General features: G+C 56.1%; 26 protein-coding genes and 1 tRNA gene. 9 read left to right on the top strand and 18 right to left on the bottom strand.

The features are described from left to right. Window positions 1–7 precede the first annotated feature (7 nt). From GOW09_RS21245 to GOW09_RS21230, 4 genes are read left to right on the top strand one after another with little or no spacing between them, the layout of a single operon-like run. The gene (locus GOW09_RS21245; RefSeq protein WP_171120773.1) at window positions 8–1033 is read left to right on the top strand and encodes an ABC transporter substrate-binding protein; all 1026 of its coding nucleotides are present in this window, start codon (window positions 8–10) and stop codon (window positions 1031–1033) included. Further along, window positions 1034–3250, top strand: a complete 2217-nt coding sequence (locus GOW09_RS21240) for an iron ABC transporter permease (RefSeq protein WP_171120771.1) — start codon at window positions 1034–1036, stop codon at window positions 3248–3250. Then, window positions 3247–4317 (top strand): ABC transporter ATP-binding protein, encoded by a 1071-nt coding sequence (locus GOW09_RS21235; RefSeq protein WP_171120769.1) that lies wholly within the window; start codon window positions 3247–3249, stop codon window positions 4315–4317. Before GOW09_RS21240 ends, GOW09_RS21235 begins: the two co-directional genes overlap by 4 nt. Beyond that, on the top strand, window positions 4318–4884 hold the full coding sequence (locus GOW09_RS21230; RefSeq protein ID WP_171120767.1) for a histidine phosphatase family protein: 567 nt from the start codon (window positions 4318–4320) through the stop codon (window positions 4882–4884). Window positions 4885–4887: 3 nt separating this feature from the next. Here the strand turns inward: GOW09_RS21230 and GOW09_RS21225 are convergent, their stop codons facing one another. Next, window positions 4888–5679 carry an inositol monophosphatase family protein gene (locus GOW09_RS21225; RefSeq protein WP_171120765.1) on the bottom strand — a complete coding sequence of 264 codons (792 nt, stop codon included), beginning with the start codon at window positions 5677–5679 and terminating at the stop codon, window positions 4888–4890. 348 nt (window positions 5680–6027) lie between these two features. Continuing rightward, window positions 6028–6113, bottom strand: a tRNA-Leu gene (locus tag GOW09_RS21220). A gap of 386 nt (window positions 6114–6499) precedes the next feature. On the opposite strand from GOW09_RS21220, the gene GOW09_RS21215 reads away from it, so the two are divergent. Next, entirely contained in the window at window positions 6500–7426 is a 927-nt protein-coding gene (locus GOW09_RS21215; protein ID WP_171120763.1) for an MBL fold metallo-hydrolase, read from the top strand. Further along, entirely contained in the window at window positions 7423–8367 is a 945-nt protein-coding gene (locus GOW09_RS21210) for an MBL fold metallo-hydrolase (RefSeq protein WP_171120761.1), read from the top strand. The genes GOW09_RS21215 and GOW09_RS21210 overlap by 4 nt, the downstream gene beginning before the upstream one ends. Before the next feature lies 1 nt (window position 8368). On the opposite strand, the gene GOW09_RS21205 is transcribed toward GOW09_RS21210, so the two are convergent. The 14 genes from GOW09_RS21205 to GOW09_RS21140 all read right to left on the bottom strand — a co-directional run bounded on the left by GOW09_RS21205 (window position 8369) and on the right by GOW09_RS21140 (window position 21291). Further along, complete coding sequence (locus GOW09_RS21205) at window positions 8369–9427, bottom strand: YeeE/YedE family protein (RefSeq protein WP_171120759.1); 1059 nt, start codon at window positions 9425–9427, stop codon at window positions 8369–8371. A gap of 58 nt (window positions 9428–9485) precedes the next feature. After that, window positions 9486–10709, bottom strand: coding sequence for a 5-aminolevulinate synthase (gene hemA, locus GOW09_RS21200; RefSeq protein WP_171120757.1), 1224 nt, complete (start codon window positions 10707–10709; stop codon window positions 9486–9488). Between the two features lies 1 nt (window position 10710). Continuing rightward, on the bottom strand, window positions 10711–11145 hold the full coding sequence (locus tag GOW09_RS21195; protein ID WP_171120755.1) for a DUF302 domain-containing protein: 435 nt from the start codon (window positions 11143–11145) through the stop codon (window positions 10711–10713). 81 nt (window positions 11146–11226) lie between these two features. Continuing rightward, window positions 11227–12489 carry an NAD(P)/FAD-dependent oxidoreductase gene (locus tag GOW09_RS21190; RefSeq protein WP_171120752.1) on the bottom strand — a complete coding sequence of 421 codons (1263 nt, stop codon included), beginning with the start codon at window positions 12487–12489 and terminating at the stop codon, window positions 11227–11229. Window positions 12490–12513: 24 nt separating this feature from the next. Further along, window positions 12514–13221 carry a c-type cytochrome gene (locus GOW09_RS21185; protein WP_371808065.1) on the bottom strand — a complete coding sequence of 236 codons (708 nt, stop codon included), beginning with the start codon at window positions 13219–13221 and terminating at the stop codon, window positions 12514–12516. 2 nt (window positions 13222–13223) lie between these two features. After that, complete coding sequence (locus tag GOW09_RS21180) at window positions 13224–14549, bottom strand: c-type cytochrome (RefSeq protein ID WP_171120750.1); 1326 nt, start codon at window positions 14547–14549, stop codon at window positions 13224–13226. Then, the gene (gene soxC / locus GOW09_RS21175; RefSeq protein WP_171120748.1) at window positions 14533–15795 is read right to left on the bottom strand and encodes a sulfite dehydrogenase; all 1263 of its coding nucleotides are present in this window, start codon (window positions 15793–15795) and stop codon (window positions 14533–14535) included. The genes GOW09_RS21180 and soxC overlap by 17 nt, the downstream gene beginning before the upstream one ends. A gap of 24 nt (window positions 15796–15819) precedes the next feature. Continuing rightward, window positions 15820–17517: a thiosulfohydrolase SoxB gene (gene soxB, locus GOW09_RS21170; protein WP_171120746.1), complete on the bottom strand. Its 1698-nt coding sequence runs from the start codon at window positions 17515–17517 to the stop codon at window positions 15820–15822. 87 nt (window positions 17518–17604) lie between these two features. Continuing rightward, a complete protein-coding gene (soxA, locus tag GOW09_RS21165; RefSeq protein ID WP_171120744.1) occupies window positions 17605–18450 on the bottom strand; it encodes a sulfur oxidation c-type cytochrome SoxA in 846 nt (281 codons plus the stop codon). 70 nt (window positions 18451–18520) lie between these two features. Continuing rightward, window positions 18521–18850, bottom strand: coding sequence for a thiosulfate oxidation carrier complex protein SoxZ (gene soxZ, locus GOW09_RS21160; RefSeq protein WP_152457371.1), 330 nt, complete (start codon window positions 18848–18850; stop codon window positions 18521–18523). Window positions 18851–18886: 36 nt separating this feature from the next. After that, the gene (gene soxY, locus GOW09_RS21155) at window positions 18887–19303 is read right to left on the bottom strand and encodes a thiosulfate oxidation carrier protein SoxY (protein WP_171120742.1); all 417 of its coding nucleotides are present in this window, start codon (window positions 19301–19303) and stop codon (window positions 18887–18889) included. Window positions 19304–19349: 46 nt separating this feature from the next. Then, window positions 19350–19826: a sulfur oxidation c-type cytochrome SoxX gene (gene soxX / locus GOW09_RS21150; RefSeq protein WP_171120740.1), complete on the bottom strand. Its 477-nt coding sequence runs from the start codon at window positions 19824–19826 to the stop codon at window positions 19350–19352. A gap of 131 nt (window positions 19827–19957) precedes the next feature. Continuing rightward, window positions 19958–20536 carry a thioredoxin family protein gene (locus GOW09_RS21145; RefSeq protein WP_171120738.1) on the bottom strand — a complete coding sequence of 193 codons (579 nt, stop codon included), beginning with the start codon at window positions 20534–20536 and terminating at the stop codon, window positions 19958–19960. 14 nt (window positions 20537–20550) lie between these two features. Further along, on the bottom strand, window positions 20551–21291 hold the full coding sequence (locus GOW09_RS21140; RefSeq protein ID WP_171120736.1) for a cytochrome c biogenesis CcdA family protein: 741 nt from the start codon (window positions 21289–21291) through the stop codon (window positions 20551–20553). An 80-nt stretch (window positions 21292–21371) separates the two neighbouring features. Between GOW09_RS21140 and GOW09_RS21135 the strand changes: the two genes are divergently transcribed. From GOW09_RS21135 to GOW09_RS21125, 3 genes are all read left to right on the top strand, one after another. Next, on the top strand, window positions 21372–21746 hold the full coding sequence (locus tag GOW09_RS21135; RefSeq protein WP_171120735.1) for a hypothetical protein: 375 nt from the start codon (window positions 21372–21374) through the stop codon (window positions 21744–21746). A gap of 100 nt (window positions 21747–21846) precedes the next feature. After that, window positions 21847–22155, top strand: coding sequence for a metalloregulator ArsR/SmtB family transcription factor (locus tag GOW09_RS21130; RefSeq protein WP_152459831.1), 309 nt, complete (start codon window positions 21847–21849; stop codon window positions 22153–22155). 41 nt (window positions 22156–22196) lie between these two features. Continuing rightward, the gene (locus tag GOW09_RS21125) at window positions 22197–23258 is read left to right on the top strand and encodes a YeeE/YedE family protein (RefSeq protein ID WP_171120733.1); all 1062 of its coding nucleotides are present in this window, start codon (window positions 22197–22199) and stop codon (window positions 23256–23258) included. A gap of 20 nt (window positions 23259–23278) precedes the next feature. Here the strand turns inward: GOW09_RS21125 and GOW09_RS22440 are convergent, their stop codons facing one another. Continuing rightward, window positions 23279–23530, bottom strand: a complete 252-nt coding sequence (locus GOW09_RS22440; RefSeq protein WP_217360300.1) for a hypothetical protein — start codon at window positions 23528–23530, stop codon at window positions 23279–23281. Between the two features lie 619 nt (window positions 23531–24149). After that, complete coding sequence (locus GOW09_RS21120) at window positions 24150–24353, bottom strand: hypothetical protein (RefSeq protein WP_171120730.1); 204 nt, start codon at window positions 24351–24353, stop codon at window positions 24150–24152. Window positions 24354–24497 lie beyond the last annotated feature (144 nt).

Below are 24497 nucleotides of genomic sequence, written 5' to 3'. Positions count from 1 at the left end.
GAAGAAAATGAGGAAATTGATATCCACCACGGTTGGACCGGTGATCGCCCTGGCTGCGTCACTGTCGGCGGCACAGGCCGACAAGCTGACACTTTATTGTTCGGCGCAAGAAGACTGGTGCCAACTGATGGCGCGCAGCTTTGAAGATGCGACGGGCATCGACGTCAACATGACCCGGAAGTCGTCAGGGGAAACCTTTGCACAAATACGCGCCGAAAGCTCGAACCCGAAAGGAGACGTTTGGTGGGGCGGTACGGGTGATCCGCATTTGCAGGCCGCCGAAGAGGGCCTGACGATGGAATACATTTCGCCGATGCGCGACCAGCTTCATGATTGGGCGATATCCCAGGCAGAAAGCGCGGGCAACAAGACGATCGGCATCTATTCAGGCGCACTCGGCTACGGCTACAATTCCGATCTTATCGCTGCAAACAACCTGCCCGAACCGGCCTGTTGGAAAGACCTGCTGAAGCCCGAATACAAGGGCCACGTTCAGATGGCGAATCCGAACTCATCAGGTACGGCCTATACCACGCTGGCGTCGATGGTTCAGATCTTTGGCGAGGACGAAGGCTTTGAGTTCATGAAGGGTCTGCATTCGAACATCAACCAATATACCAAGTCCGGGTCCGCGCCCATCAAGGCCGCCGGTCGAGGTGAGAACACCATTGGTATCGTCTTCATGCATGACGCCGTGAAGCAGGCCGTTTCAGGATTCCCGATTAAGGTCGTCGCGCCGTGCGAGGGCACGGGATACGAAATCGGCTCGATGTCGATTATTGAAGGGGCGCGCAACGTAGAAGAGGCGAAAAAGTTCTATGACTGGGCGCTGTCTCCAGAAGCTCAGAATCTTGCTCTTCAGGTCAACGCGTTTCAGGTACCGTCGAACAAGAACGCAAAAACTTCGGAGAGCGCGCCAGACATGAGTCAGATCAAGCTGATTGATTATGACTTCAAAAAGTATGGGTCCTCGGACGAACGGAAGCGTCTGTTGCAGAAATGGGACGAAGAGGTTTCGACTCTGCCGCAGTAAATGACTGACCAGACTTCAAAAACGACCCATCCGGTCCTGATCTTCTGGATCACGGCCGGGTGGGTCGGATTCTGCCTGTTACCTTGGTACATGGTCGACGGTGGCCTTTGGTCGTTCGAGTGGCTTTTGGACGGCTATCCATTCGATGAGGGTTACGCCCCCGCTGCGTTTCTGATTGGGCAAGGTGAAAAACTTTGGCTCGCTCCGCTTTTGATCGCACTGGCCCTGCCGCTTCTGGTGTTGAAGCGCACCAAATCTGATCCAGTTTACGCCCGCATACTGATCCTGTCAGGGGCGCTTGGCTTTGGCTGGCTGATCGCTCAGGGGTTCAGCATTGGTATCAGAGGTTTCAACTTCAATTGGCTGGAGGCGATGTTTGGCGAACTTGGCGACCGTCAGTTCGGCATGGGCTATGGCGCGATGATATGCGCCTCGAGCTTTCTGTTCCTGCTTACTCAGGGGATCGCGGCAAGGGGTGCCATTAACGGTGACGTCTTTGTCGTAAGCGCCATCGGGGGCGTTATTACAATTGTCACCGCGTTTGTCTTTTTTCCCATCGCGAAGATGCTTTTCGCTGCCTTCATCACCGAAGACGGCGCGTATTCCATCGCGGTCTTCTTCTCGAAGTTTTTCGATGATCGACTGTGGGGTCTGGGGTGTTTTCAGGGCGCGCGTTGTGGCGCAGCCTGGAATTCACTGTTCCTCGCCATCCTCGTTGGTGTCATCACCACGGTCCTGGGTCTTTGCTTTGCACTTGTCGTGACGCGCTCGGGCTTTCGCTACAAGCGCGCGCTGCGGGCTCTGACCGTTCTGCCAATAATCACCCCGCCATTCGTGATCGGACTGGCGCTGATCCTGCTTTTTGGCCTGTCCGGCTCTGTCACCCGGTTCTTTGCCGAACTGTTCGGCACGCAACCGACACGCTGGCTTTACGGAATGCCGGGCATCCTGATCGCGCAGACACTCGCGTTTACGCCAATTGCGTTTCTTGTTCTGATCGGTGTGGTTGAAGGTGTCTCTCCGTCGATGGAAGAAGCGGCGCAAACGCTCCGCGCCAGCAGATGGCAGACATTCAAGACGGTTTCCTTGCCCCTGATGCGGCCTGGTCTTGCGAACGCATTTCTTCTGGGCTTCATCGAAAGCATGGCCGATTTCGGAAATCCGCTTGTATTGGGCGGGAATTTCGACGTGCTTTCGACCGAGATATTCTTTGCCATCGTCGGCGCTCAGTACGATCAGGGCAGGGCCGCGGTTCTGGCCATGGTGCTGCTGTTCTTTACTCTTTCCGCCTTCTACGCGCAGCGTGTCTGGCTTGGCAAGAAAAGCTATACAACCGTCACTGGCAAAGGGGATGCCGGCGTTCATCCACTGATGCCCACTGGCCTTTCTGTTCCGGTGCTGCTCATCGCTCTGGGCTGGGCGCTGTTCACAATTGTTGTCTACGCGATGATCATTTACGGCAGTGTTGTCGAGCTGTGGGGCGTCGATAACTCGCTGACGATCAAACACTATATCACTGCATTCTCGGTCCGCTTCGAAGAAGAGGGTATTCGCTGGACCGGGGCAGCTTGGGACAGTTTCTGGACCACCATAACCATCGCGGCCATTGCTGCGCCATTGACTGCCGCCGTTGGCCTGGTGACCGCCTATCTGCTGACAAGACAAAGTTTTGCAGGCAAGAACGCTTTCGAATTTGGAACAATGCTGTCCTTCGCTATCCCCGGGACAGTGATCGGCGTCAGCTACATCCTGGCCTTCAACGTTCCGCCAATTGAAATCACGGGTACGGGTGTCATTCTCGTTGTCAGCTTCATCTTCCGCAATATGCCGGTCGGCGTTCGTGCGGGGATCGCGAGCATGTCGCAGCTTGACCGCAGCCTTGATGAATCCTCGCTGACCCTTGGTGCAAACTCGTGGCAGACGTTCCGAAATATCATTCTGCCGCTGTTGCGCCCTGCGATACTTGCCGCGCTTGTATACAGCTTTGTGCGCGCCATGACGGCGATCTCGGCCGTCATCTTTCTGGTCAGCGCAGAATATGACATGGCGACCAGCTACATCATCGGTCGAGTCGAGAACAACGACTATGGCCTTGCGATCGCCTATTCGACGACGCTGATCTTCGTGATGCTCGCGGCGGTCGGCTTATTGCAACTTCTCGTCGGTCGGGTCCAGATTGGCCGACGCACGCAGCACGCTACGGAGACATCGCCATGACCGACACCAAAATCGGTTCCAAGGCCGCCCCGGTACGCTTTGAGAACGTGTCGAAAGTGTTCGGCAAGGATGTCGTTGCCGTCGACAACATCAACCTGAACGTCGAGGCGGGAAAGCTCGTCACACTGCTTGGCCCGTCAGGCTGTGGGAAAACAACGACTCTGCGCATGATTGCCGGATTGGAAATGGCAAGCTCGGGCAAGATCCTGATCGGAGATCGAGACGTGACCAAATTGCCCGCAACCGACCGTGACGTATCCATGGTGTTCCAGTCATACGCGCTTTTCCCTCACATGAGCGTGCTGGAAAACGTGATGTATGGCCTCACATTCTCGGGCTATGCAAAGGATGAAGCCCGCAGCCGCGCTCTGAATGGGCTGGAACTGGTTGGGCTTCAGGGGTTCGACAGCCGTCTTCCCTCTGAACTGTCAGGGGGTCAACAACAGCGTGTTGCAGTCGCCCGCGCGCTGGTTCTTGAGCCGCAGGTTCTGCTGTTCGACGAGCCGCTGTCCAACCTCGATGCCAAGCTTCGCCGTCAGGTGCGAGAGGATATTCGGGCAATCCAGCAAGATCTTGGTTTGACAGTTGTCTACGTGACCCACGATCAGGAGGAGGCACTGGCGGTCTCGGATGAGATTGTTGTCATGCGCAATGCAGCAATCGCCCAAATGGGCACCCCACGCCAGCTTTACGATGCCCCGAACGACCGATTTGTCGCTGATTTCATAGGCGAGGCAAACCTTTTGGAGTGCCAAATCGTCGAAATCAATGGCGACGCGGCAACGATAGAAATAGAAGGGTATCGCCACACGCTACCACGTCGAGGTTTGTCCGAAGGACCTGCGACCATCGCCGTGCGACCCTCACGTCTGGTCATCGGCTCAGACAAAGGCATTCCAGCCACGGTGACCAAGGCGACCTATGTCGGCGTTCGGATGGAATACACGCTGACCGGTGAATTCGGTCAGGTTTTTGCCGTACACGATGACGTCGATGCGCCGCTTGATCCCGGCACCGAAATCAAAATGGGCTTTGCTGACAAAGGCCCCGTTCTTTTGCCGGGTTAAATGCCGAAACTCATTATCATCTCGCACCCCGAGGTTTCTGTCGATCCGGCCGTCCCGATAACTGAGTGGGGCTTGAATGCTGTGGGCCGCAAACGCGCTACTGAATTTGCATCCAGTGAAGTCTTGTCCAACGTGACGCAGATCTGGACCAGTGGCGAGCGGAAGGCCCGCGAAACAGGTGAGATTCTTGCTGCACCACGAGCGCTACCCGTGAATTGCAACTTGAGTCTTGGTGAGAACGACCGCAGCGCAACCGGTTACTTGCCTCGGGACGAATTCGAGGCCGCGGCCGATGCTTTCTTTGCTCAGCCGTATACGAGCTATCGCGGTTGGGAAACAGCTGTCGAGGCGCAGAAACGCATTCATCGCGCAGTAACAGAGATAATCCAGACGCATCATGCCGGGGATCTTGCAATCGCGACACACGGGGCAGTAGGCACATTGCTTTGGTGCGCACTTTCGGATTGTTCGATAGACCGCAAGTATGACCAGCCCTCGCAAGGCCATTTCTGGCAGGCTGATCTAGCGACACTCAAACCTGATTCAGGTTGGGTCTCTTTTACTTAGACGTTAAGCGCTCCAAGCGTTTTCTGCGATCTCACGCAACGTCTCGAACACATCTGGCGTGCCTGCGATCACGCGCCCGCCGTCTCGGATCATCGCATCGGCGTTCTGATCCTCGACAATACCGCCCGCTTCCGCGACCAGCAATTGCCCAGCCAGACAATCCCAAGCATTCATGTGTTCCTCGACGTAACCCAAAAGGCGTCCGGCAGCGACGTAGGCCAACGAAAGCGCTCCGCTGGCATTTCTGTGAAACATCGCCCCGTGCTCGATCAGATCCTCGATCACGGGTAAAACATGACGGCTTTCAATCCGGTTCGAGTATCCTACGGCCACAGTTCCGTCGCGCAACGGCACTCCTGAAGCGACGCGTATCGGTGATCCGTTAAGTGTCGCTGTTTCTCCGCGCGTTGCGACAAATGTTTCATCCACGTTTGGATCATGGATCACGCCAATCTCCGTTTGGCCGTTGGTGACACCAGCCAGAACAATGGTCCATGCTGGAATACCGTTCACGAAATTCGTGGTTCCATCAATTGGATCAATAACCCAGTCAAAGCCACTCTCTCCCGCTACCGCGCCATGTTCTTCACCGTAAACGCCATCTTTGGGCCAAGTTTCCGCGATCTTTTGACGAATGAAAGTCTCAACGCTCCTGTCCGCTTCGCTAACCCAGTCCTGAGCGCCTTTTTGATCAACGACAAGATTGACCCGATCTGCAAAGAACTTTTTGGCCACTACCCCAGCCTGCTTGCAGATTTCGGTGGCAAAGTCTGTGCGTTCTGAAAGTCGGGACATAGGAGCTCCTTTTTCGGTTGGAGAGGCCCAGCAACACTGTAGGCCAAGCGAAGACCAGGCTCCAGACTGATCGAGTTTCAGAGCCTGTGGGGTCCTCCCTGGAAAATTAGTGAATGGTCTACACGCCATTTCGATCGGATCAATCGTTCTTGTGCACAGAGAAAGACAGCAAATGGATGATTCACCAGGGCACAGGCGTCAATCTGGCGAAGGTTGCTGAACTGGAAAGTCTAATGGAAGAAAAGGCCGCCTGATTGGCAAGCATACCTCAACAAGTGTGGCGCAGAATGTGGGGCACGAAAGTTGCCATATTTTATTTGTTTTCTCAAAAACGCTTATACGGTTTTTTGGTGCGGGCGGTGGGACTCGAACCCACACGGGCATACGCCCTTCAGATTTTAAGTCTGATATGTCTACCATTCCATCACGCCCGCACGGCGCAGCCACTGGGGCCGTGCAATTTCCTTACAAGCGCAGCGGGATGAGAACAATGCGCTTTGACGCAGATGAACCGGGATTTTTCGGTGGAAAGCTGGTTCTGCCATCGCCGTCGTTCTGCGGCTGGGTCCCTCCCCTGTTTCGAGGTCACGTAACAATCGCCTTTCCGACATCATCCCTTCCTCGGCAATCCATCTTCGCGCGGATTGCGCTGCGCGTTCACTTTGCGCATGACCTTGGTGTCGTGTTCATTTGCCACCACTGAAAACCGTTCTTCGCCCAATCACAAAGAAGACCCGACCGGTTTTCCGACGTCTTGGAATGATCCTTTGTTGGTACTTCCATCGTTTACAAATAATAATATTCATTTTAATGATTTCGTATGAGTGGAATTTCTTTGTCCCGACGCAGCTTCCTGTTCAATGCCACGTGTCTTGCGGCACTTGGAGCTCAAGCCAGGATCGTGCAAGCAGAGCTGCGGCTCGGTCCTTCAGCCCGAATTACGACCGTGTCAGACGGATACCTGTCATTGCCACCTGATGTTGTTTTCGGAGCCATGCCCAAAGAGGAGGTCGAGCAATTTCTGACCCGCACTCAAGCGGACGCGACCAAGTACGAGCCAGAGTGCAACGTCACGCTTTATCGAGATGATGAAAACACCGTGCTGTTCGATGCTGGAGCGGGGCCGGACTTCATGCCCACATCGGGCAAACTTATGGAAACTTTTGAAACAATCGGCCTGTCGCCCGAAAGTGTCACGCATGTGGTTTTCACCCACGCGCACCCGGATCATATCTGGGGTGTTCTGGATGATTTCGACGACCTGCTTTTCCCAAATGCGACGCACCTCATTGGACGCAAAGAATGGGATTACTGGTGGAACCCCTCAACGGTGGACACGATAGGCGAAGATCGCACCGCGTTCGCGGCCGGTGCCAAGCGGCGATTGGAAGCAATCGAGGATCAGGTCGCGTTCTTCGAGGATGGGCAAGAGATACTTCCGGGCATTGCGGCACGGGCAAGCTTTGGGCACACGCCCGGTCACATGGCTTTTGAGCTTCGAAATGGGAATGAGTCCGTGATGGTCGTAGGCGACGCGCTCGGAAATCCGCACGTGGCCTTTGAACACCCCGATTGGCACAGTGGAACGGATCAGGACCCCCAGGTCGCCGCAGCTGCGCGTTACTCACTTCTGGATCAGATTTCCGAAGAGAAAATGAGAATGATTGGCTTCCACCTGCCGAACGGAGGAATTGGCCGCGTCGAAAAGACCGGTTCGGCCTACAGGTTCATTGGAGAGGCGTCATGATACGATCACTCATGATTGCGGTTGCTTTCGTCACACCAGCTTGGGCAAGCGAGGATATTGCAGACCAGTATCCGCAAAGCGTTCTGTATTCCAAGCCGGTCGAATTCATCCCTGGCGTCTATTCCGCCATTGGCGCAACCGCTCCGCCGACCTACGAAAACTCTGGTCACAACAACAACCTGAGCTTCATCGTAACAGGTGAGGGCGTGGTCGTTGTCAACGGCGGTGCCGCCTATGTCCTTGCCGAGGCACTTCACAAGGAAATTCAGGCGGTTACGGATCAGCCGGTCACGCTTGTCTTCAACGAAAACGGTCAGGGGCACGCGATGCTTGGCAATGCCTACTGGTCAGAAATCGGTGTTCCAATCGTCGCCCATTCGGATGCAGCAGCTGAGTTCGAGGAGTATGGCCCTCAGATTCTGGAAGGAATGAAACGATACAATCAGGACAAGGCAGAGGGGACGTTTCTGGCAGGCCCAACCGAGACATTCGATGATGAATACGTGGTTGAGATGGGCGACTTCCGGATCGAAGCAAAATACCTCGGACCGGCCCACAGCCCCGGCGATATCTCGATCTGGCTGCCGAACCAAAGCCTTGTCATCGCGGGTGACATGGCATTCCACGAGCGCATGCTGCCGATCTTTCAGGATACCTATACCGCGGAATGGCTGGAAACCTGGGACAACGAGTTCGAGGCTTTGAATGCCACATATGTCATTCCCGGGCACGGTCATCCCACGAATATGGATCAGGTGCGCCGCTATACACGCGATTACCTGGTGTACCTGCGAACCAGGATTCAAGAGCATATGGATGCAGGCGGCGATCTGACCGAAGCCTACTATGTCGATCAGTCCCCCTATGCCCATCTGGACACGTACGAGGAACTGGCAACCAAGAATGCCGGGCGCGTTTTCGAACAGATGGAGTTCGAGTAAGTCAGGAATGCTGTAGTACCGGTAGACGCATCAAAAACCTGTGCGTGCCTATCGCCCCAACCCACATGAAGAAAACGGCAAGCCAGGCTGTCAATGACAGGGCGGACCCGCCTGAAAGCCCGGCGCCCACGGCGCAACCTCCGGCAAGCATCGCTCCGAACCCCATGAGGACAGCTCCGACCAGGTAACGTTCCATCGGGGTATCCGAGCCAAAACGTTCGATCTTCCACTCGCCGGAAATGATGGCAGATCCTGCTGCGCCAATGGCCACGCCGGGAACAAGGCCGATGCCGAAAGACAGCACCACATTTCGCTCTGCAACCAACGCCATCAGCGTGTCTGTGGCCGGGCCGGTAAACGTCACTGAAGACACAGGCACGACTTCGAAAGAAGCTTGCGCGATGGAATATGTCATGAACCACCCAAGCGCCACTGCCCCGCCCACGCCTGCGGCTGTCACGATCTTTGCAGGTGCGACATTTCTATGAAAAGCAAACACAATTGCCAGAACAAATCCAATTGCGGCAACGGCTGTATAGGCCGGTGGTGAAAGCCCGATTATTGCTGAAAGATCGCGCTGTGCGCCTCCTGAGATGGTCCACAGACCGGAAATCGCTTCACGGGCCGGGCTGAGTACTCCTGTGTAGGCTGCCTGGGCCACCAAGGTCAAAATCAATCCTGTCACAAGTGCACGCAGGTTGCCGCACGAGGCCAAGACCAGCAGGCGAGATGCGCATCCGCGCGCAAGAACCATGCCTATGCCAAACATCGCCCCACCAATAACCGCACCGCTAAGGCTGCCAGTTGACGCGATGGCGCGTGCTTCTGAAAGGTCCAGCAATTCAAGCGAGACAAGCGCCTGGACCAGCGTCAGTGCCGCGGTAAAGGCGATCAGCCAAACCGCCAAACGGGGGCCAAGCTTACCTTCGGCGACTTCGACAGTCGACGCGCGCAAACAAAAATGGGACTTCTGAGCCGTCACGCCGAACAAGATACCGACGAGCACTCCGGCAAATGCCAAGGCGCCCGGGTCTCCCAGCAGATCGATGAGCCTCTCCATGGGCAGAAACTCTCACTTCGTTGCGTATGTGTCCTTGCCTTTGATCAATTCGTCATCGTCATTGCGCGGCCATCGGCCTGCGCGCCAATTGGCATTGCGTCCATAACTCACCCAATGCGGATACCAGCCGGTCGACATCTTCACAGGTGTGCACCGGCGACGGCGTAATCCGCAGACGTTCCGTTCCTTTGGGGACAGTTGGATAGTTGATGGGCTGAATGTAGATCCCATAGTCACGCATCAGCACATCCGAAATGAAGCGACACTTGACCGGATCGCCGACCATGACCGGAATGATGTGGCTTGGGTTCGGTGTATGGGGAATACCCAGATCGTCCAGCCTGTCCCGGACTTCGCGCACGCGCTTATTGTGCTGTTGCCGCTCTGCATTGCTTTGCTTCAGGTGCTTCACCGAAGCCGCAGCTCCTGCCGCCACGGCCGGAGGCAAAGCAGTGGTGAAAATAAATCCGCTGGCAAAGGATCGGACAAAGTCGACAAGCTCTTTCGACGCCGCGATGTACCCACCGACCACGCCGAACGCCTTGCCCAAAGTCCCTTCGATCACGGTCAGGCGGTCCATCAGGCCCTCGCGCTCGGCGATGCCACCGCCGCGCGGACCGTACAGCCCGACCGCGTGAACCTCATCCAGATAGGTCATCGCGCCATATCGGTCCGCCAGATCACAGATCTCGGCAATCGGTGCAATATCGCCATCCATGGAATAGACGCTTTCAAACGCGATCAGCTTGGGCGCATTTGCAGGCAAGTCCGCAAGTTGCCTTTCAAGGTCTTCAAGATCGTTGTGCTTCCAGATCCGCTTTTGACAACGGCTGTGACGAATCCCCTCGATCATCGAGGCATGGTTCAATTCGTCGGACAGAACCGTGATGCCGGGGATGCGGGACGCCAAGGTTCCCAACGCAGCCCAATTGGATACATAGCCGGACGTGAACAGCAATGCTGCGTCCTTGCCGTGAAGGTCCGCAAGCTCCTGCTCCAACAGCACATGTTCGTGCGTGGTCCCCGAGATATTCCGCGTCCCACCGGCACCTGCACCGCATTTGTCGATCGCCTCGTGCATGGCCGCAATAACCTTGGGATGCTGTCCCATTCCAAGATAGTCGTTCGAGCACCAGACAGTGACTTTTTCGGGACCACCCCCTGCGTAACTGCGCGCCTTAGGAAACGCGCCGCACTGACGTTCGAGGTCTGCAAAAACCCGGTAGTTTCCTTCCTGTTTCAGTTGATCAAGTTGATCTCGAAAATACTGCCGGTAGTTCATTTCAATCCCCGACAGCCTCTTCCACGATTCCGGACAAAAGGGTCTGGACCTTTTGCATTGAGCCGTCCGGATAGCTTCGGTATCCGACCTTCACCCCGTCATCGTCCTCGGCCACGAAAATCCCGTATGGGCAATAGCCGATATTCATCGGATCAGCTTCCATCACCTCTCGCGAAATCTTTGCCGAGCAAAAAATAAAGATGTCCGCCGCCGCGAATATCTGTTTGTCGCTGCCGACATCAGCGCCCGTTCGGTTCAACATTTCGCCAACGTGGCTCACATAGTCGATGACCAGCCCCTGCCCGACAATTGCGGATTCGACCGCAAAGGTGGCATCATCAAAACTTCCATCAAAGGGGGTCGTGATGATATCCTCGGCAAGCCCTTGACTGGCAGAGACCGCAAAAAACGCGGCCGTGGTGATTAAGTGCTTCATGATCTTGATCCTCCTCCTGAGCCGCAGTTTCTCAGATTGAGCTTCGGGGGCTTTGACCCGTGTCAAAACCCCCGAGAACTTCTATCCAAACATGTCCGAGGTGATACCGGCATACCAACCCAGCGACTCTTCATACGTTGCTTTTCTCAGATCGGCATCTTCGCCGGTCTGGCTGATGAAGCCGTCCACCTTGGCGATTTTTTCCGGCGTCGCCTCGTAGGTTGCGCCAACCTTCACGCCATCATCCGTGTCGATCAGCGACCAGCAGGTGTTGGAGAACTTGGCCGGGAACACCTTGGATCCGGTCAACGCACCCCGCACGGCATTCGCGCACACTTTCGCCTGACTGTTGGCCGAGAAACCCGATTTCGGCATGTCACCCTGCTGGCTGGCATCGCCCAGGACATAGATGTCCGGATCCGCCTTGGAGGACATGTCCGCGGCGTTCACCGGCGCCCAGTTGCCTTCGGTCACTCCGGCCATTTCGGCAATGCGTCCGGCTTTCATCGCCGGGATCACGTTGCAGACGTCGACTTTGGTCTCTTCTCCGTCGATGGTCACCGTCATCGCGTCCAGGTTTACCGAGACATTTCCACCACCAAAGTCTTCACCGATCCAGTCGACCATGCCTTCGTAATGGTTTGCCCAGCCTTCCTGGAACAATGCCATCTTCGAAAACTTCGGCTTCGGATCCGCCACGATGATTTTCGCGGTGGGATTGTTTGCTTTCAGAACATGCGCAACCATCGAGACCCGCTCATAGGGTCCGGGCGGGCAGCGGTACGGGTTTGGTGGTGCAACCATCGCAAAGGTACCGCCTTCGGGCATCGCCATGATCTGAGCTTTCAGAAGCTCTGTCTGCGAGCCGGCCTTGTACGCATGCGGCATCTTGTTTTGCGCCGAGACGTCCCAGCCTTCAACAGCCCCGTCAACAAAATCGATACCCGGGCTGAGGATCAGCTTGTCATACGGGACCGAGCCACCCCCGGCCAAGGATACAGTCTTGGCATCGCGGTCAACACCGATGGCCCAATCGTGGACCACGTTTATCCCATAATCGGCAGCAAGCGTTCCATAGCTGTGCGCGATATCCGAAAGTTCCTGGAACCCTCCAAGATACAGGTTCGAGAAGAAGCAGGTGTAGTAAGTCCGCGACGGCTCGATCAGCGTCACGTCGATCTCACCTTTGCTGTCCTTCGCAATATAACGGGCAGCCGTAGCGCCGCCTGCACCGCCGCCGACAACAACGACCCGGGGCCTGCCCTGAGCCAGAACCATCGGTGCAGACAATCCGGCTGCCGCCACCCCGGCGGCTCCTAGAAATGTACGTCTATTGAGTGTCATCGCGTTTCCTCCCCTTAGGCACAATTACTCTGGGTTATTGAAATATGCGGCCAACGCCGCAATCTCGTCATTGCTCAGCCTTCCGGCGATCATTTGCATAACCGGGTGTGGCCGCTTTTTGTCCTTGTATGCGTGCATGGCGACGACAAAATCCTCGTCGGGCCAATACACGATCGACGGGATACCCTCGTCACTTCCCTCGATCTGATGGCACGTCGTGCATTCGCTGCTGAGATATGCGCCGTATTCGGGATCTCCCTGAATCGCCAGGATCGCTGGATCGACGGAATGGTCCGTGCCTTTCGCGGTTGGGTCCGCTTCGGGAATGTCCCGAGGGTTGTCTGAAAACCCCCGCAAATAGGCAATCACATTGGCCCGGTCTTCCGGGTCTTTCAGACCGCGAAAGCTCATCCTTGTGCCCGAGGCGAATGCACGGGGATTTTCGATATAGGCTGACAAGGTGTCAGCGTGCCATTCCAAACCCGAATTTCCCGCGCGCATAAGGCTTTTGGAATAATTGAAATCATCGAGACCTGCGGCCTTGCGCCCAAAGACACCATTCAGATGCGGACCGATTTTGTTTTCCGCGCCTTCGCCAACCTGATGGCAGCCTTTGCATTTGGCGAACACTGTTTTCCCGGCCTCGGCATCACCAAGGTCTTCGGTTGCGTAGGTCGATGTGGCGAAAGCCGCCACAACCGCCGCACACGCCACTATGCCCGACCACCGCACGATCAGCTTCCGAACGATTTGAGGTAGACAATCACGGCCTCAACGTCGTCTGGCTTCCGGAGCCCTGCAAAAGACATTCGCGTGCCCTTCATGTAATCCTTGGGTTTCGTCAGGAAGGCCGCCATTTCCTCATCCGTCCAAACAAGGCCGGCTTCGGATGCGGCTTTCATCGCCTTGGAGTATTTGAACCCCTCGACCGATCCTGCATTGGCCCCGACTATTCCGTTCAACGCCGGCCCGGTACCGTGCTTTGCACCTTCACCCACCTGATGGCAGGCTTTGCACTTCTTGAAGACTTTCGCTCCGGCGGCAACCAGTTCCGTTGCTTCGTCGGTCTCTTCGGCCTCTTGAACGGCTGGCTCCGCAGCGGCTTCTTCCTCGGGCTTGGGTGCCGCTGCCGGAATGAACGACGGGCCGTCCGCAGTGAATGTCGGCAACCCCTCAACGGTGGCATCATTCATCACCGAGTTCGACCCACCTTCGGGCGGCGTCTCGACCAGAAAAACGGAACGCATCGTGACAGCGGACTCTGCCTTGCAGTTTTCCATGCAAGGCTCTTTGCGCCATTCGGCGTACTCGGTCTCGGGTCGTGTATCGACGACAAAACCGTCCTTATTGTACATCTCGAATTCGGCGAAGTTTTCGTTGCCCAGTTCGAAATCGTCATCCACCAAATCATTTGAATAAAGGATGTAGGCAACAATCGCATAGGTCTCATCCGCGGTCAAAGTGCCCGCCTCGCCAAATGGCATGGATCGGGAAATGTAATCCCAGGCAGTAGACAAATGCGGCCAGTATGACCCCACGGTCTTCACGGGATCTTCGTTTGCAAGCGTATCGAACCCACCGGCAAGAACGGGCCAGTTGTCCACACCTTCCGCGAACTCTCCGTGACATGACGCGCAGCGGTCGGCAAACACTTCTTCCCCGGTCCAAACGTCGCCCGATCCGACAGGCAAGCCCCGCCCGTCCGGCAAAACGTCAACGTCCCACGCCGCGATCTCTTCCTCCAGCGCAGGCCGTCCAAGCCCATAGGTGCCCTCGTGGCTGGGCGCAGGTGAGGTCAGGTTCGCGCCATTCGCAACCCGTTCCGCTGCGGCGGCCTGAATTTCCTGGACTTTGAGCTCAAGCTGGGCTGCTCGTTCGGCTTCTGTCTTCGCTTTTTCCTGTGCGGCTGCTGCGTGGGCCTCAACCTGACCAATCCGGGTTTCCAAAATTTCGATCTTCGATTGGCCGAAGCTTCGGTTGGCGAACACCAACGCCCCCGCAAGCACCAACGCCGTGCCGCCAAATACGGGCAGGAAAACATGACTAAGAGACTTCGACATTCTCGGCGATCCCCTCTGCGCTTACGTACCACGACTGGATACAGTTATTGTGATAGACCGAGTTCTCGCCGCGCTTTTCGCGCAGCTGGTCTTTGGTTGGCTGTACATAGCCGGTCTCATCCATTGCTCGGGCCTGTAGGAGCATGGGCGCCCCGTCCCAATTCGTGTCGAGATAGAAACGTGTCAAAGCCTTGGTGTCGCCCTGCTTGCCAAGGCGTGCCGTCTCCCAAGTGATGCCGCCGTCCTTGGATACATCGACACGGGTAATCTGTCCGTGGCCTGACCATGCAAGCCCTGAAATCACCAGCGGCCCGGGCCCATGTTTGATCGGCATTTGCGGGCTGGGCGAGGTTATGACGGATTTCGCATCCATCACCCAAGTCCATTTCTGGGCCGTGCCATCGGAATAGACATCGGTGTACTTTGATGTTTCTTCGCGGCTTTCGACCGCCCTGTCGACGACCTCGATCCGGCGCAGCCATTTGACCCACATGTTGCCTTCCCAGCCTGGCACGACCAGGCGCACAGGATAGCCATGTTCCATCCGCAGGGCCTCGCCATTTGCCTTGAAGGCCACCAACACATCATCCAGCGCTTTTTCCATCGGAATGGAGCGGCCATTGGACGACGCGTCCGCGCCCTCGACATAGACCCATTTGTCGGGCGAGATATCGGCGCCGGCCTCTTGCAACAGTGTGCGCAGCGGAACACCGGTGTATTCCATGTTGTGGATCATACCATGGGTGAATTGCACGCCGTTGAGCTGCGCACCCGCCCACTCCATCCCGGTGTTCGCCGCGCATTCGCAGAAGTACACGTGGTTTTCGCGCGGGAAACGTTCGATGTCGTCATACGTAAAGACAAGCGGGCGATCGACCAGCCCGTTGATCATCAGCCGATAGTCTTCCTTGCGCAGTTCGATTGCGCCCGAGTGGTGCCGTTCAAAGGCGCAGCCCTGGGGTGTGATGGTACCATCAAGCGCGTGGATCGGCGTGAAGTTGATCGACGAAACCGGAGAGGCGGTCAGCCATTCCACATTGCGGCGCACGACATGGGATTCATAGCTGATCGGCATGCCATAAGGTGTCTCGTCAACGCCTGCACCCGTGTACGATGCCCAATCCTGAAGCTCTGTTATCAGGGGGTCGGGCGTTTCTGCCACTGCCGCACCTGCAACTGACCCCGCGGCGACCGCGGCACTGCCTTTCAGGAAGGCCCGGCGGGATGGTTTGAACGCGTCATCCATATCTCTTAGGTCTCCATCTGTTTCTTAGGCGCCGACGACATCGACGCTGGTGTTCTCTTGCACCGTTACGGTTCCAAGGTTGCGAATGTGGTTTTCGACGACATCCCAGATCGGCGGACCCTCGGTGCCTTCGTTGACGCTGGCCCAGCCGGCCACGACATAGGTTTTCGACGGATCAATCGCTTCACCTGTCTTGAGCAGGGTCATCTCGCTGATCCGCTGTCCTTGCGGCTTGGTCACATCGATGCGGTAGCCCAGCCCACCGACACGGACCATGTCGCCGCCTTGCTGGTAGTAGGGATCAGGGTTGAACAGGTTGTCGCCAACATCCTCGAGGATCACATGGATGAACTCACCCGTCATTTCCGTGCGATAGGCATTCGGATATGACATCGAAGTGACGTTCCAGATGTCCTCGCGCGTGATCTCCTGCCCCGGCAGGATCGACGGCCCCCAACGAACACCGGGGGACATGGCAATGTCTGCCTCCCGCTCCTTAAGCAGGGCATCACAGATCAGGTCATCCCAGGTTCCGTTGAAATTGCCGCGACGATAGAGCAACGAGTCCGTTCTGCCGATCACTTCGCTGAGCGTCTCCTCATAGGGCGCGCGCTGCTCATCTATCAGGGCGGTGATCGCAGGATCCGGAGCGATAACATCAGAGAAGATCGGGATCAGCTTGTGCTTCAACCCCATCAACTGCCCATCCCGCACATCCAGATCCACGCGGCTGACGAATTTGCCGTTCGAGCCTGACGCGATGATATGCGTTTTGCCCACCAGAACCGGCTCGGGCAGCGCATCGTGGGTGTGGCCACTGAGGATCACGTCGATCCCCTGCACCCGGCCGGCCATTTTCTTGTCCACGTCAAAGCCGTTATGGCTGAGGGCGACGACGACATCGGCACCGGCATCGCGAACCTCGTCGACCATTGCCTGCATGTTCTCATCCCGAATGCCGAAAGAGTATTCAGGGAACATCCAACTCGGATTCGCAATTGGCATGTAAGGGAACGCCTGCCCGATCACGGCAACCTTTGCACCGCCCCGGTCAAAGAACTTGTAGGGCTTGAACAATTCCGCTGGTTCATCCCACTCGGCATCAAAAATGTTCTGACCCAAGGCGGCAAAGGGCAGCCCTTCGACGATTTCGTTGACTCTGTCGCTGCCCAGCGTGAACTCCCAATGAAAGGTCATTGCATCAGGTTTCAGCGCGTTCATGACATTGACCATGTCCTGACCGGCCGTCTGAAAACAGGTGTAAGACCCGTGCCAGGTATCGCCGCCATCCAAAAGCAGGGCATCGGGCCGGTCCGCACGGATGGCATTTATCACCGTCGAGACCCGGTCCAAACCACCGACCCGACCGTAGGTCTTTGCCAGGGCCGCAAAGTCGTCGTATGTCAGCGCATAGGCGGACGGGCTGCCATCCTCGATCCCGTAGGCCTTGCGGAATGCGGCCCCCGTGACGTGCGGCATCTGCCCTTTCGCCTCGCCGATACCCAGGTTTATCTCGGGTTCACGGAAGTAAATCGGTTTGAGTTGCGCGTGGATGTCAGTTACATGGATCAGGCTGATATTGCCAAAGGTCTGAAACTCCAGCAGCTGATCCTGCGTCAGACTTTGCTGCGCGGAAAGCCTGGCCCAATTGCCAAACCCGGACGCTCCGTACAGAGCCGATGCCGCCATTGAAACCTGTAAGAAGTCACGTCGAGAAATCATCTTTCGGCTTTCCTATTACACATATTAATGTGTGAATGTTATATTCTTGAAAAACCCGCGTCGGACATAGCCGGCGCGGGTCGTTCGTTATTGGCGCACGGCCGGGGTTTCGACTGAAAGCCCGTTGCCACGCGAGGCAACATAAAGCTCCAGCGCACGGAATTCGTCTGAACCTTCGGCAAAGGTTTCCGCCCGCGTATCACGAATACAACCGCGGAAACGATTGTGTCGCGAAATCAGCTTGGCCTGTTTCAAGCGATACGTCGGGAACCCGTTGATCATTCCCTGGCTCAGGTGATCTGCCCGGATCATGTTGCCCCAATTGTCTTCATGACAGTTGGCACAGCTCAGCTCCAGCTGGCCATAGCGCGTATAGTACATTTCCTTGCCCTGTTCCCAATACGGGGCGGCATCACCGTCGATGGCAACGTTCATGGGCATCCCGCGTGACTGTAGTCCGATCAAAGCGACCATGCCCTGCATATCGCCGCCGGACCATTTCCAGGCATCGGCCTCCATGTGCTCGGTCCGGCACGCGTTGATCAGATCTTCCATGACCACCAGCTTGCCGGTTTCGGCATCAACTTTCGGCATGGAAGCCTGCAATCCCTTGAAGCTTTCCACCCCGTCGTGGCACGAGGCACAGCTTTTGCCGGCAGCCCCATCGACCGTCTCAAAAAGGTCGGCAGCCTGGTCGACGAAGATCATCGCCGGATTGTCGAAATCATCAATCTGAAGGGCCTGGGTTTCATCCGTACGGAAATGCCAACCGGAATAGATCGTGTCCAGGTTTTCCAAATGCGCCGGCGCTTCGGTGACCGAGGTCATGTCCAGCTCGTCATTGATCACAAGATTGTCTTCGTCAGGTCCGGCCATTGCTGCCACTGGGAAAACCAGAACTGCCGCGATCGCCGTTAATGCCTTTGTATTCATTACGTTCCTCCCTTGGTGGACCAGCGCCAAACGTCATGCCCGGCGCTGATCTGCCTTAGTGGTCGAGCCGTCAGGCGATCTCGATCGATTTCTTCTCGTCGTAGACAGAGCCGTCGTCATCGTACCAGGTGAACACGAACTCACCTGCCTCGGGCACGGTTGCCTCAAACTGGAAATACGGGTTGGTTGAGATTGCCGGCTCCATCGTCACATCGATCACCATTTCGCCGTTAAACTCACAGGTGAAACGGTTGATGATCGACCGAGGTATGACGTTGCCTTCTTTGTCCTTGCGCTGTCCGCTTTCCATCTTGTGGCTGATCAATGTCTTGATCGTGACGGTTTCGCCAGCTGCGGCTTTCTTCGGAACCTTGACGCGGGGTTTCACACCGGATGCCATTGGTTAGTCTCCTGTTCTTCGAGGCGCGCGTGGCTATCAGCCGCCGCAGCCGCCGATTGTCACTTTTACGGTCGCGGATGCCTTGGCAAAGCTGCCATCTGCCATCTTCGCCACGGCAATGACATCCTGCGTTCCGGCAAGGCGGATACGGGTTGAAGCAGCCTGTTCAGCGGCCAACGGGCCGAAGTTGAACGTTGCGACGCCCGGTTCGGGGTTGCCTGCTGCAACGATCAGAATCGACTCCGCACCCGGGGCGCTTACTTCGATCGGAACGGTGTTTCCGTTTTCGGCGATTTCAGGTGCCGTCAGTGTAACACCGCCGTCAGCCACATCCGCCCCACCGGTAAACGCGGCAATCGCATCCTCAGCGGCCGCATTTGCACGAAACGGCATCATTGTCAGGAACGCGGCGCCCAGCCCAAGGGCCAGAGTTTCGCGGCGAGAGAGTTCCATTTTCAATCTCCTTTGAATCTTCGACAATCACACTAGCGAAGCGCGATTATTGCTCTTTCAGGGTCGCAAGAAACGCGACCACGTCTTCGATGTCCTGCGCTGTCAGGATCGGCGTCAAAGGCTCGGTCGGGGCTTTGCCGGTATAGGCGTCGCCTGGTCGGATATAGCCGTCATCCTTGTAGAATGCCGGCATCACCGTGCCTTCGAACGTCATTTTCGCGTTTGCAACCAATCCGCGAAGCTCGGCCTCGGACCAACGATCACCGGCACCATCCAGCGCCGGGCCAACCTCGCCATGGAACGGAATATCGGCCAAAGCCGAGACCGCATGGCACGCCACGCAATTGCCTTTTGACTTGTCGCCAACGATAAGCGCGCCATTTGCCGCGTCACCGGCCGCGCCGGTCAACGAGACCTCTACGGCACCATATTCACCATAGGTTACGTTTTTCGGGTCGGTATCCGCGGCAAACGCGGCACCCCCTGTCATTGCGCAGACCAATGTTAAGAGTCTCAGCTTCATGATCCCTCCCATTTGCTAACACGCCGACGGCGCTTTGCGACCCAAAGCATTTGTGTACCGTAGTCGACGAGGGCGGTCTGTCGCAACATTAAATTCATTACAATGAATTTTTTTATTTATATCCCCCGACCTCAGTCTTGCGAAACATTGTTTCGCTCCTGAATGCGCCGTGCGTGGTAACGCTGAAAATCTTCACCATTTTCAAGTTCGTACCGCTTTTCGAAGACCCAGGTGAACAGATCCAAGGTTGTTCCTTTCGAAAACGCCCCCGGCATGACTGCAACCGCTGCATCAATGGCGGTGGCGTCCTCGGGAACCTCTTCCGGCAGAAATACAAGGGTCGGCGTAAACAGAATCCCCCATTTGCGCATCAGCGCTCTTTGCTCACTCTCTTCCCCGTCAAAGTCGGTGGCCGTGGTGCTTCCGTGCAGATCCAGTTGGACGACAAAGAAGTTATCTTCAATGTACGCCGCCAGGTCGGGCTGGGGGAAAACCTCTTCATGCATTTTCTTGCAATAGATGCAGCCCTGTTGCTCGATAAACAAAACTAGGCGCTTGCCTTCATCTGACGCCTCGTCAAGATCCTCGCGAAGGTCTTTGAACGTGTCGCGCATCCACGGTGTTTTATGCAACCCGTCGTCGCCAAGCTCGGCGGCGGAAACCGCTACGCCCACTAAGCACGCCATCAAAACTGACAATGTTCGCTTCATGTTGTCCTCCCGTATTATCCGATGGTCGCAAGCCAGGGCATATGGTCCAGCATCCATTGAGCCACGCGATTGATCGAGTTGGTTGCGATCAGAGCGCCGAACAGAATCAACAGACAGCCCATGGCCTTCTCGATCAGAGGCAAATGCTTTCTGAACCGCGCCATCCACTGCATGAAGGGGCGCACCAAAAAGGCCGCCAGAACAAAGGGGGCGGTCATTCCCACCCCGTAAACGAATAGAAGCATCGCACCGCGCCAAGCCGTCTCGGTTCCGGCCGCCGTAAACAGGATTGCAGCAAGCACGGGCCCGACACAGGGCGTCCAGCCAAAAGCAAATGCCAGTCCCAGAACATACGCACCAATCAGGCTCGGGTTTGATGTTTCACCGACATCTGCCCGAAACTGGCGATACAGGAATCCGATGCGAATCAGCCCCAGGAAATGCAAGCCCATCGCCATGATGATGGCCGCGGCAATCCAACGAAGGATATCGAAGTATTCGCGGATCATTTGACCGAATATCGAAGCCGTGGCCCCAAGCGCCATAAATATCGTTATGATCCCTGCTGCAAAAGCGATTGCAGAAAGCGTTGCCCTGCGGCGAACGTTGCCGGAAATGACTGATCTGGCAGAAATCTGCTCCATCCCGACACCCGCCAGGTAGCTGAGGTAAAACGGCACAATCGGCAGGATGCACGGGGACAGAAATGACAACAGCCCTGCGACCAAAGCCCCTGCAAATGTGATGTCGAGCATGGTCAAACCCGTCCTGGCACGCTATCATTCATACATTCAAAGTAATAAAGATATGACGCTGCGGTCAATCGGAGCTTGAGATGCGCCACCTTTTCCTGCTTGTGCTTGCGGTCACGTTGCTTATTTCGCCCCTGGCTTTACGGGCGGAAATGGCGCTTCTGATGGCCGAAGAAGATGGGTGCATGTGGTGTGCCCGATGGGATTCCGAAATCTCGGGGATCTACCCGAAAACACAAGAAGGAGTTGCCGCCCCGCTTCGGCGTGTCGACATCCATGAAACCCTGCCGGATGGAATCAGCCTAAAACGACCTCTCTACTACACTCCGACCTTTGTTTTGCTGGACAACGGCCACGAAGTCGGCCGGATCGAAGGCTACCCCGGCGAAGACTTTTTCTGGGGGTTGTTGGGCGTGATGCTGCGTGACGCAGGGGTACAGGTTGAGACCTCTGGCTAATCGGCGGCAAATTACATAAACTGTTTTGAATGCGTGAAGCTGAGAAAGCGAGGCGATCCTTTTGGACAAACCATCGAAACTGCCGGTGTTCACAAAGGACATGTGTGCGGAAGATCTGGACCGAATGATGGAGAATGCCCAGACGGCATCAAACTTCCTGAAGGCCATCAGCCACGAGGGGCGTCTGATGATCTTGTGCTATCTGTCATCGGGTGAAAAGTCCGTCACCCAGATGGAAGAGATGCTGTCGGCGAGACAGGCCGCCGTATCCCAACAATTATCCCGACTGCGCTTTGAAGGCTTGGTCAAAACACGGCGCGAGGGTAAGACAATTTATTACAGATTGGCTGATGATCGTTCGACGCAAATACTGGAAGTCGTTTACGATCTTTTCTGCCGGGAGACGTAGAAGCCGGTCAAGACGCCGCCAGCTTTGGGAGGAGACTGGCAATGTTCGAAGCATTGGGAGACGCAAATGCCGTTGCTCTGATCGGTTTGATTGGGGGCATCGCTTTGGGGCTGGCTGCGCGCATCGGTCGCTTTTGCACGTTGGGTGCAATCGAAGACTTCCTTTACGCAGGCGATGATCGGCGACTTCGCATGTGGGCGGTTGCGATTGGCGTCGCGATTGTTGGAAGCCATGCCGCCATGGCGTTCGGGTGGCTTGACCCTGTAGGAACACGCTACCTTGCCCAGACCTGGAACCCGATCGGTTCGATCGTGGGCGGCCTCATGTTCGGTTATGGAATGGCCATCAGCGGGAACTGCGGCTATGGGGCGCTGGCAAGGCTGGGAGGTGGCGACCTTCGATCCTTCGTCATCGTCCTGATCATGGGCCTTTCGGCGTATGTCGTAATGTCCGGCCCCCTGGCATATCTGCGGGTTTGGCTGTTTCCAGTGGAAATGGATATCAGCGCGCCCCAAAGCGTCAGCTTTCTAGCTGAACGGTTGACCTCTGTTCCGGCGTGGTTCGTCGGTTCTGCCGTCGGTGTCGTTTTGGTGGTCTTCGCTTTGGCGAACCAGCAGTTCCGCCGCACGCCAGCGCAGGTGTTCTGGGGATCTGTGGTTGGACTGGCGATCGTCTCGGGCTGGCTTGGCACAAACTGGGTAACAACCCACGGTTTTGACGGTGAGCCGGTGCAAACCCATACCTTCGCGGCACCCTTGGGTGACACGATATTCTATTTGATGACAGCGTCCGGAAACACTTTGTCTTTTGCCGTCGGATCAGTCTCGGGCGTTCTGATCGGCGCGTTTTTGGGGTCCTGGTCAAAGGGTCATTTTCGCTGGGAAGCCTGCGAAGATCCGCGCGAATTGAAACGGCAGATGCTGGGCGCGGCGATCATGGGCCCCGGAGCGATCATTGCAGTAGGTTGCAGCGTCGGACAAGGCATATCTGCCTTCTCACTTCTGGCCTACAGCGCGCCTGTGACATTCGCCGCGATCTTTGCAGGCGCGGCGCTTGGACTGAGACAACTCGTGTCCGGGCTGTCCTTCATTACCGAGCGCTGAGTTCTTAACACCACCATGCCTTATGCCAAAAAGGTGTCGGTCGCGCCGAGTAGCCCCACTTGAGTGGTCAGGCTTTGTTGGTTGGTACATGACTGGTCTTTTGGTTGATCTAAAGAATGGTTTGCGGCGCTCGCACCCGCAATGTCCCAGGGTCGGTCGAGAATTCTGCACAGCCCAATCGCATGCGTCACTCCGCAAAAGGCGGAACAGGAATCTTCAACGATCTTCAATGCCAAAAGAACCCAGCCTTTGAGCCGCAAGCCTTCAGGCAATCACGAGGCAGGTCTTGCCTCGGATAAACTATCAAAAAAGGCAACAAGGACTTCAGCAACCGCAGTTTCGGCTTTCTGACACATTGAAGACCTGCCAGCGAAAACGAGATTTGGTCGTCAGCAAGGACCCTGCAATCCCACAAGGCCACCGAGGCAAAAAAGCAATCACCGGACAGCCAGCCAAGTCTGCGATTTTTGAAATCTCCGCCCTGTCTGGCTGTACATGTTGCAGCCTTGGCCAGTGACACGCTTTTCTTCGCAAAGCTTTCGTCAGCTTGACTGAATTGGCGCTTGGCCAAGAACCTGCCTTAGTTCATGCCCAAGGCTTCCTTATTATGTTGGCTAACAATCCGAGTCGTAGCTATTTCCATTACTTGCGCCAGCTTTGAATCGGTTCGCGACCGCATCATAGCTGACTTGCAGACTTGAGACACATGGTGCCAAATGGAAGGTAAGATGACGCCAGGACACCTGGTGTACTGGTAAAACTGAGTGATCTGGCATCGCTGTTGTCTGAGGCCTCGTATTATTTACCTGCGCATCCGAAATAAAAGACGACTAAATGCGCCGTTCAATTGCTGGTTCATGGTCTCGTGGCGGCATGCCAGGTCCTCTCCAATCAAGACCCTGCGATAGAGATCTCAAAGTGGGTGTTCACCACACGCAACAAGTGCTCAAAGTCACCCTGTACGGCATCCTCCAAAAAGGTCTGAATTTTGGCTTGCTCGGCTCCGGCTCTCTCGGCTGCGGCCTGGCAGCATGCTAGCACTTCAAGGGCGTTAGTATTTGTTCTTGGCAGGTCGATGGTTGCAAGTTTTTTCATGCTAAATCCTCATGTTGAATATCGGTTAACTATCGCACGCCAAAAATTAATCTCAGGTGTAGAAATTGCGGCTTTTCCCCAATGCAGAGTGTCAACGGCGGCGTAAAAACCTGCCATGGGGCGGAGCAAAAGTCGTCCACTGAT

The organism is Ruegeria sp. HKCCA5463, assembly GCF_013034175.1.
Taxonomy (GTDB): Bacteria; Pseudomonadota; Alphaproteobacteria; order Rhodobacterales; family Rhodobacteraceae; genus Ruegeria.
Note: the sequence above shows the minus strand (reverse complement) of the source record. Positions and strands in the feature narration are given on the sequence as shown.

Bases quoted from the DNA above. Each gene is read 5' to 3' on its own strand.
- soxY (WP_171120742.1), bottom strand. From the start codon at position 19,303: ATGGAACTCTCTCGCCGCGAAACTCTGGCCCTTGGGCTGGGCGCCGCG.
- GOW09_RS21190 (WP_171120752.1), bottom strand. From the start codon at position 12,489: ATGACACTCAATAGACGTACATTTCTAGGAGCCGCCGGGGTGGCGGCA.
- GOW09_RS21210 (WP_171120761.1), top strand. From the start codon at position 7,423: ATGATACGATCACTCATGATTGCGGTTGCTTTCGTCACACCAGCTTGG.
- GOW09_RS21140 (WP_171120736.1), bottom strand. From the start codon at position 21,291: ATGCTCGACATCACATTTGCAGGGGCTTTGGTCGCAGGGCTGTTGTCA.
- soxX (WP_171120740.1), bottom strand. From the start codon at position 19,826: ATGAAGCTGAGACTCTTAACATTGGTCTGCGCAATGACAGGGGGTGCC.
- GOW09_RS21135 (WP_171120735.1), top strand. From the start codon at position 21,372: ATGCGCCACCTTTTCCTGCTTGTGCTTGCGGTCACGTTGCTTATTTCG.
- GOW09_RS21240 (WP_171120771.1), top strand. From the start codon at position 1,034: ATGACTGACCAGACTTCAAAAACGACCCATCCGGTCCTGATCTTCTGG.
- GOW09_RS21205 (WP_171120759.1), bottom strand. From the start codon at position 9,427: ATGGAGAGGCTCATCGATCTGCTGGGAGACCCGGGCGCCTTGGCATTT.
- soxZ (WP_152457371.1), bottom strand. From the start codon at position 18,850: ATGGCATCCGGTGTGAAACCCCGCGTCAAGGTTCCGAAGAAAGCCGCA.
- GOW09_RS21225 (WP_171120765.1), bottom strand. From the start codon at position 5,679: ATGTCCCGACTTTCAGAACGCACAGACTTTGCCACCGAAATCTGCAAG.
- GOW09_RS21145 (WP_171120738.1), bottom strand. From the start codon at position 20,536: ATGAAGCGAACATTGTCAGTTTTGATGGCGTGCTTAGTGGGCGTAGCG.
- GOW09_RS21180 (WP_171120750.1), bottom strand. From the start codon at position 14,549: ATGTCGAAGTCTCTTAGTCATGTTTTCCTGCCCGTATTTGGCGGCACG.
- GOW09_RS21120 (WP_171120730.1), bottom strand. From the start codon at position 24,353: ATGAAAAAACTTGCAACCATCGACCTGCCAAGAACAAATACTAACGCC.
- GOW09_RS21125 (WP_171120733.1), top strand. From the start codon at position 22,197: ATGTTCGAAGCATTGGGAGACGCAAATGCCGTTGCTCTGATCGGTTTG.
- GOW09_RS21215 (WP_171120763.1), top strand. From the start codon at position 6,500: ATGAGTGGAATTTCTTTGTCCCGACGCAGCTTCCTGTTCAATGCCACG.
- GOW09_RS21235 (WP_171120769.1), top strand. From the start codon at position 3,247: ATGACCGACACCAAAATCGGTTCCAAGGCCGCCCCGGTACGCTTTGAG.
- GOW09_RS21130 (WP_152459831.1), top strand. From the start codon at position 21,847: ATGTGTGCGGAAGATCTGGACCGAATGATGGAGAATGCCCAGACGGCA.
- soxC (WP_171120748.1), bottom strand. From the start codon at position 15,795: ATGGATGACGCGTTCAAACCATCCCGCCGGGCCTTCCTGAAAGGCAGT.
- GOW09_RS21230 (WP_171120767.1), top strand. From the start codon at position 4,318: ATGCCGAAACTCATTATCATCTCGCACCCCGAGGTTTCTGTCGATCCG.
- hemA (WP_171120757.1), bottom strand. From the start codon at position 10,709: ATGAACTACCGGCAGTATTTTCGAGATCAACTTGATCAACTGAAACAG.
- GOW09_RS21245 (WP_171120773.1), top strand. From the start codon at position 8: ATGAGGAAATTGATATCCACCACGGTTGGACCGGTGATCGCCCTGGCT.
- GOW09_RS21195 (WP_171120755.1), bottom strand. From the start codon at position 11,145: ATGAAGCACTTAATCACCACGGCCGCGTTTTTTGCGGTCTCTGCCAGT.
- soxA (WP_171120744.1), bottom strand. From the start codon at position 18,450: ATGAATACAAAGGCATTAACGGCGATCGCGGCAGTTCTGGTTTTCCCA.
- soxB (WP_171120746.1), bottom strand. From the start codon at position 17,517: ATGATTTCTCGACGTGACTTCTTACAGGTTTCAATGGCGGCATCGGCT.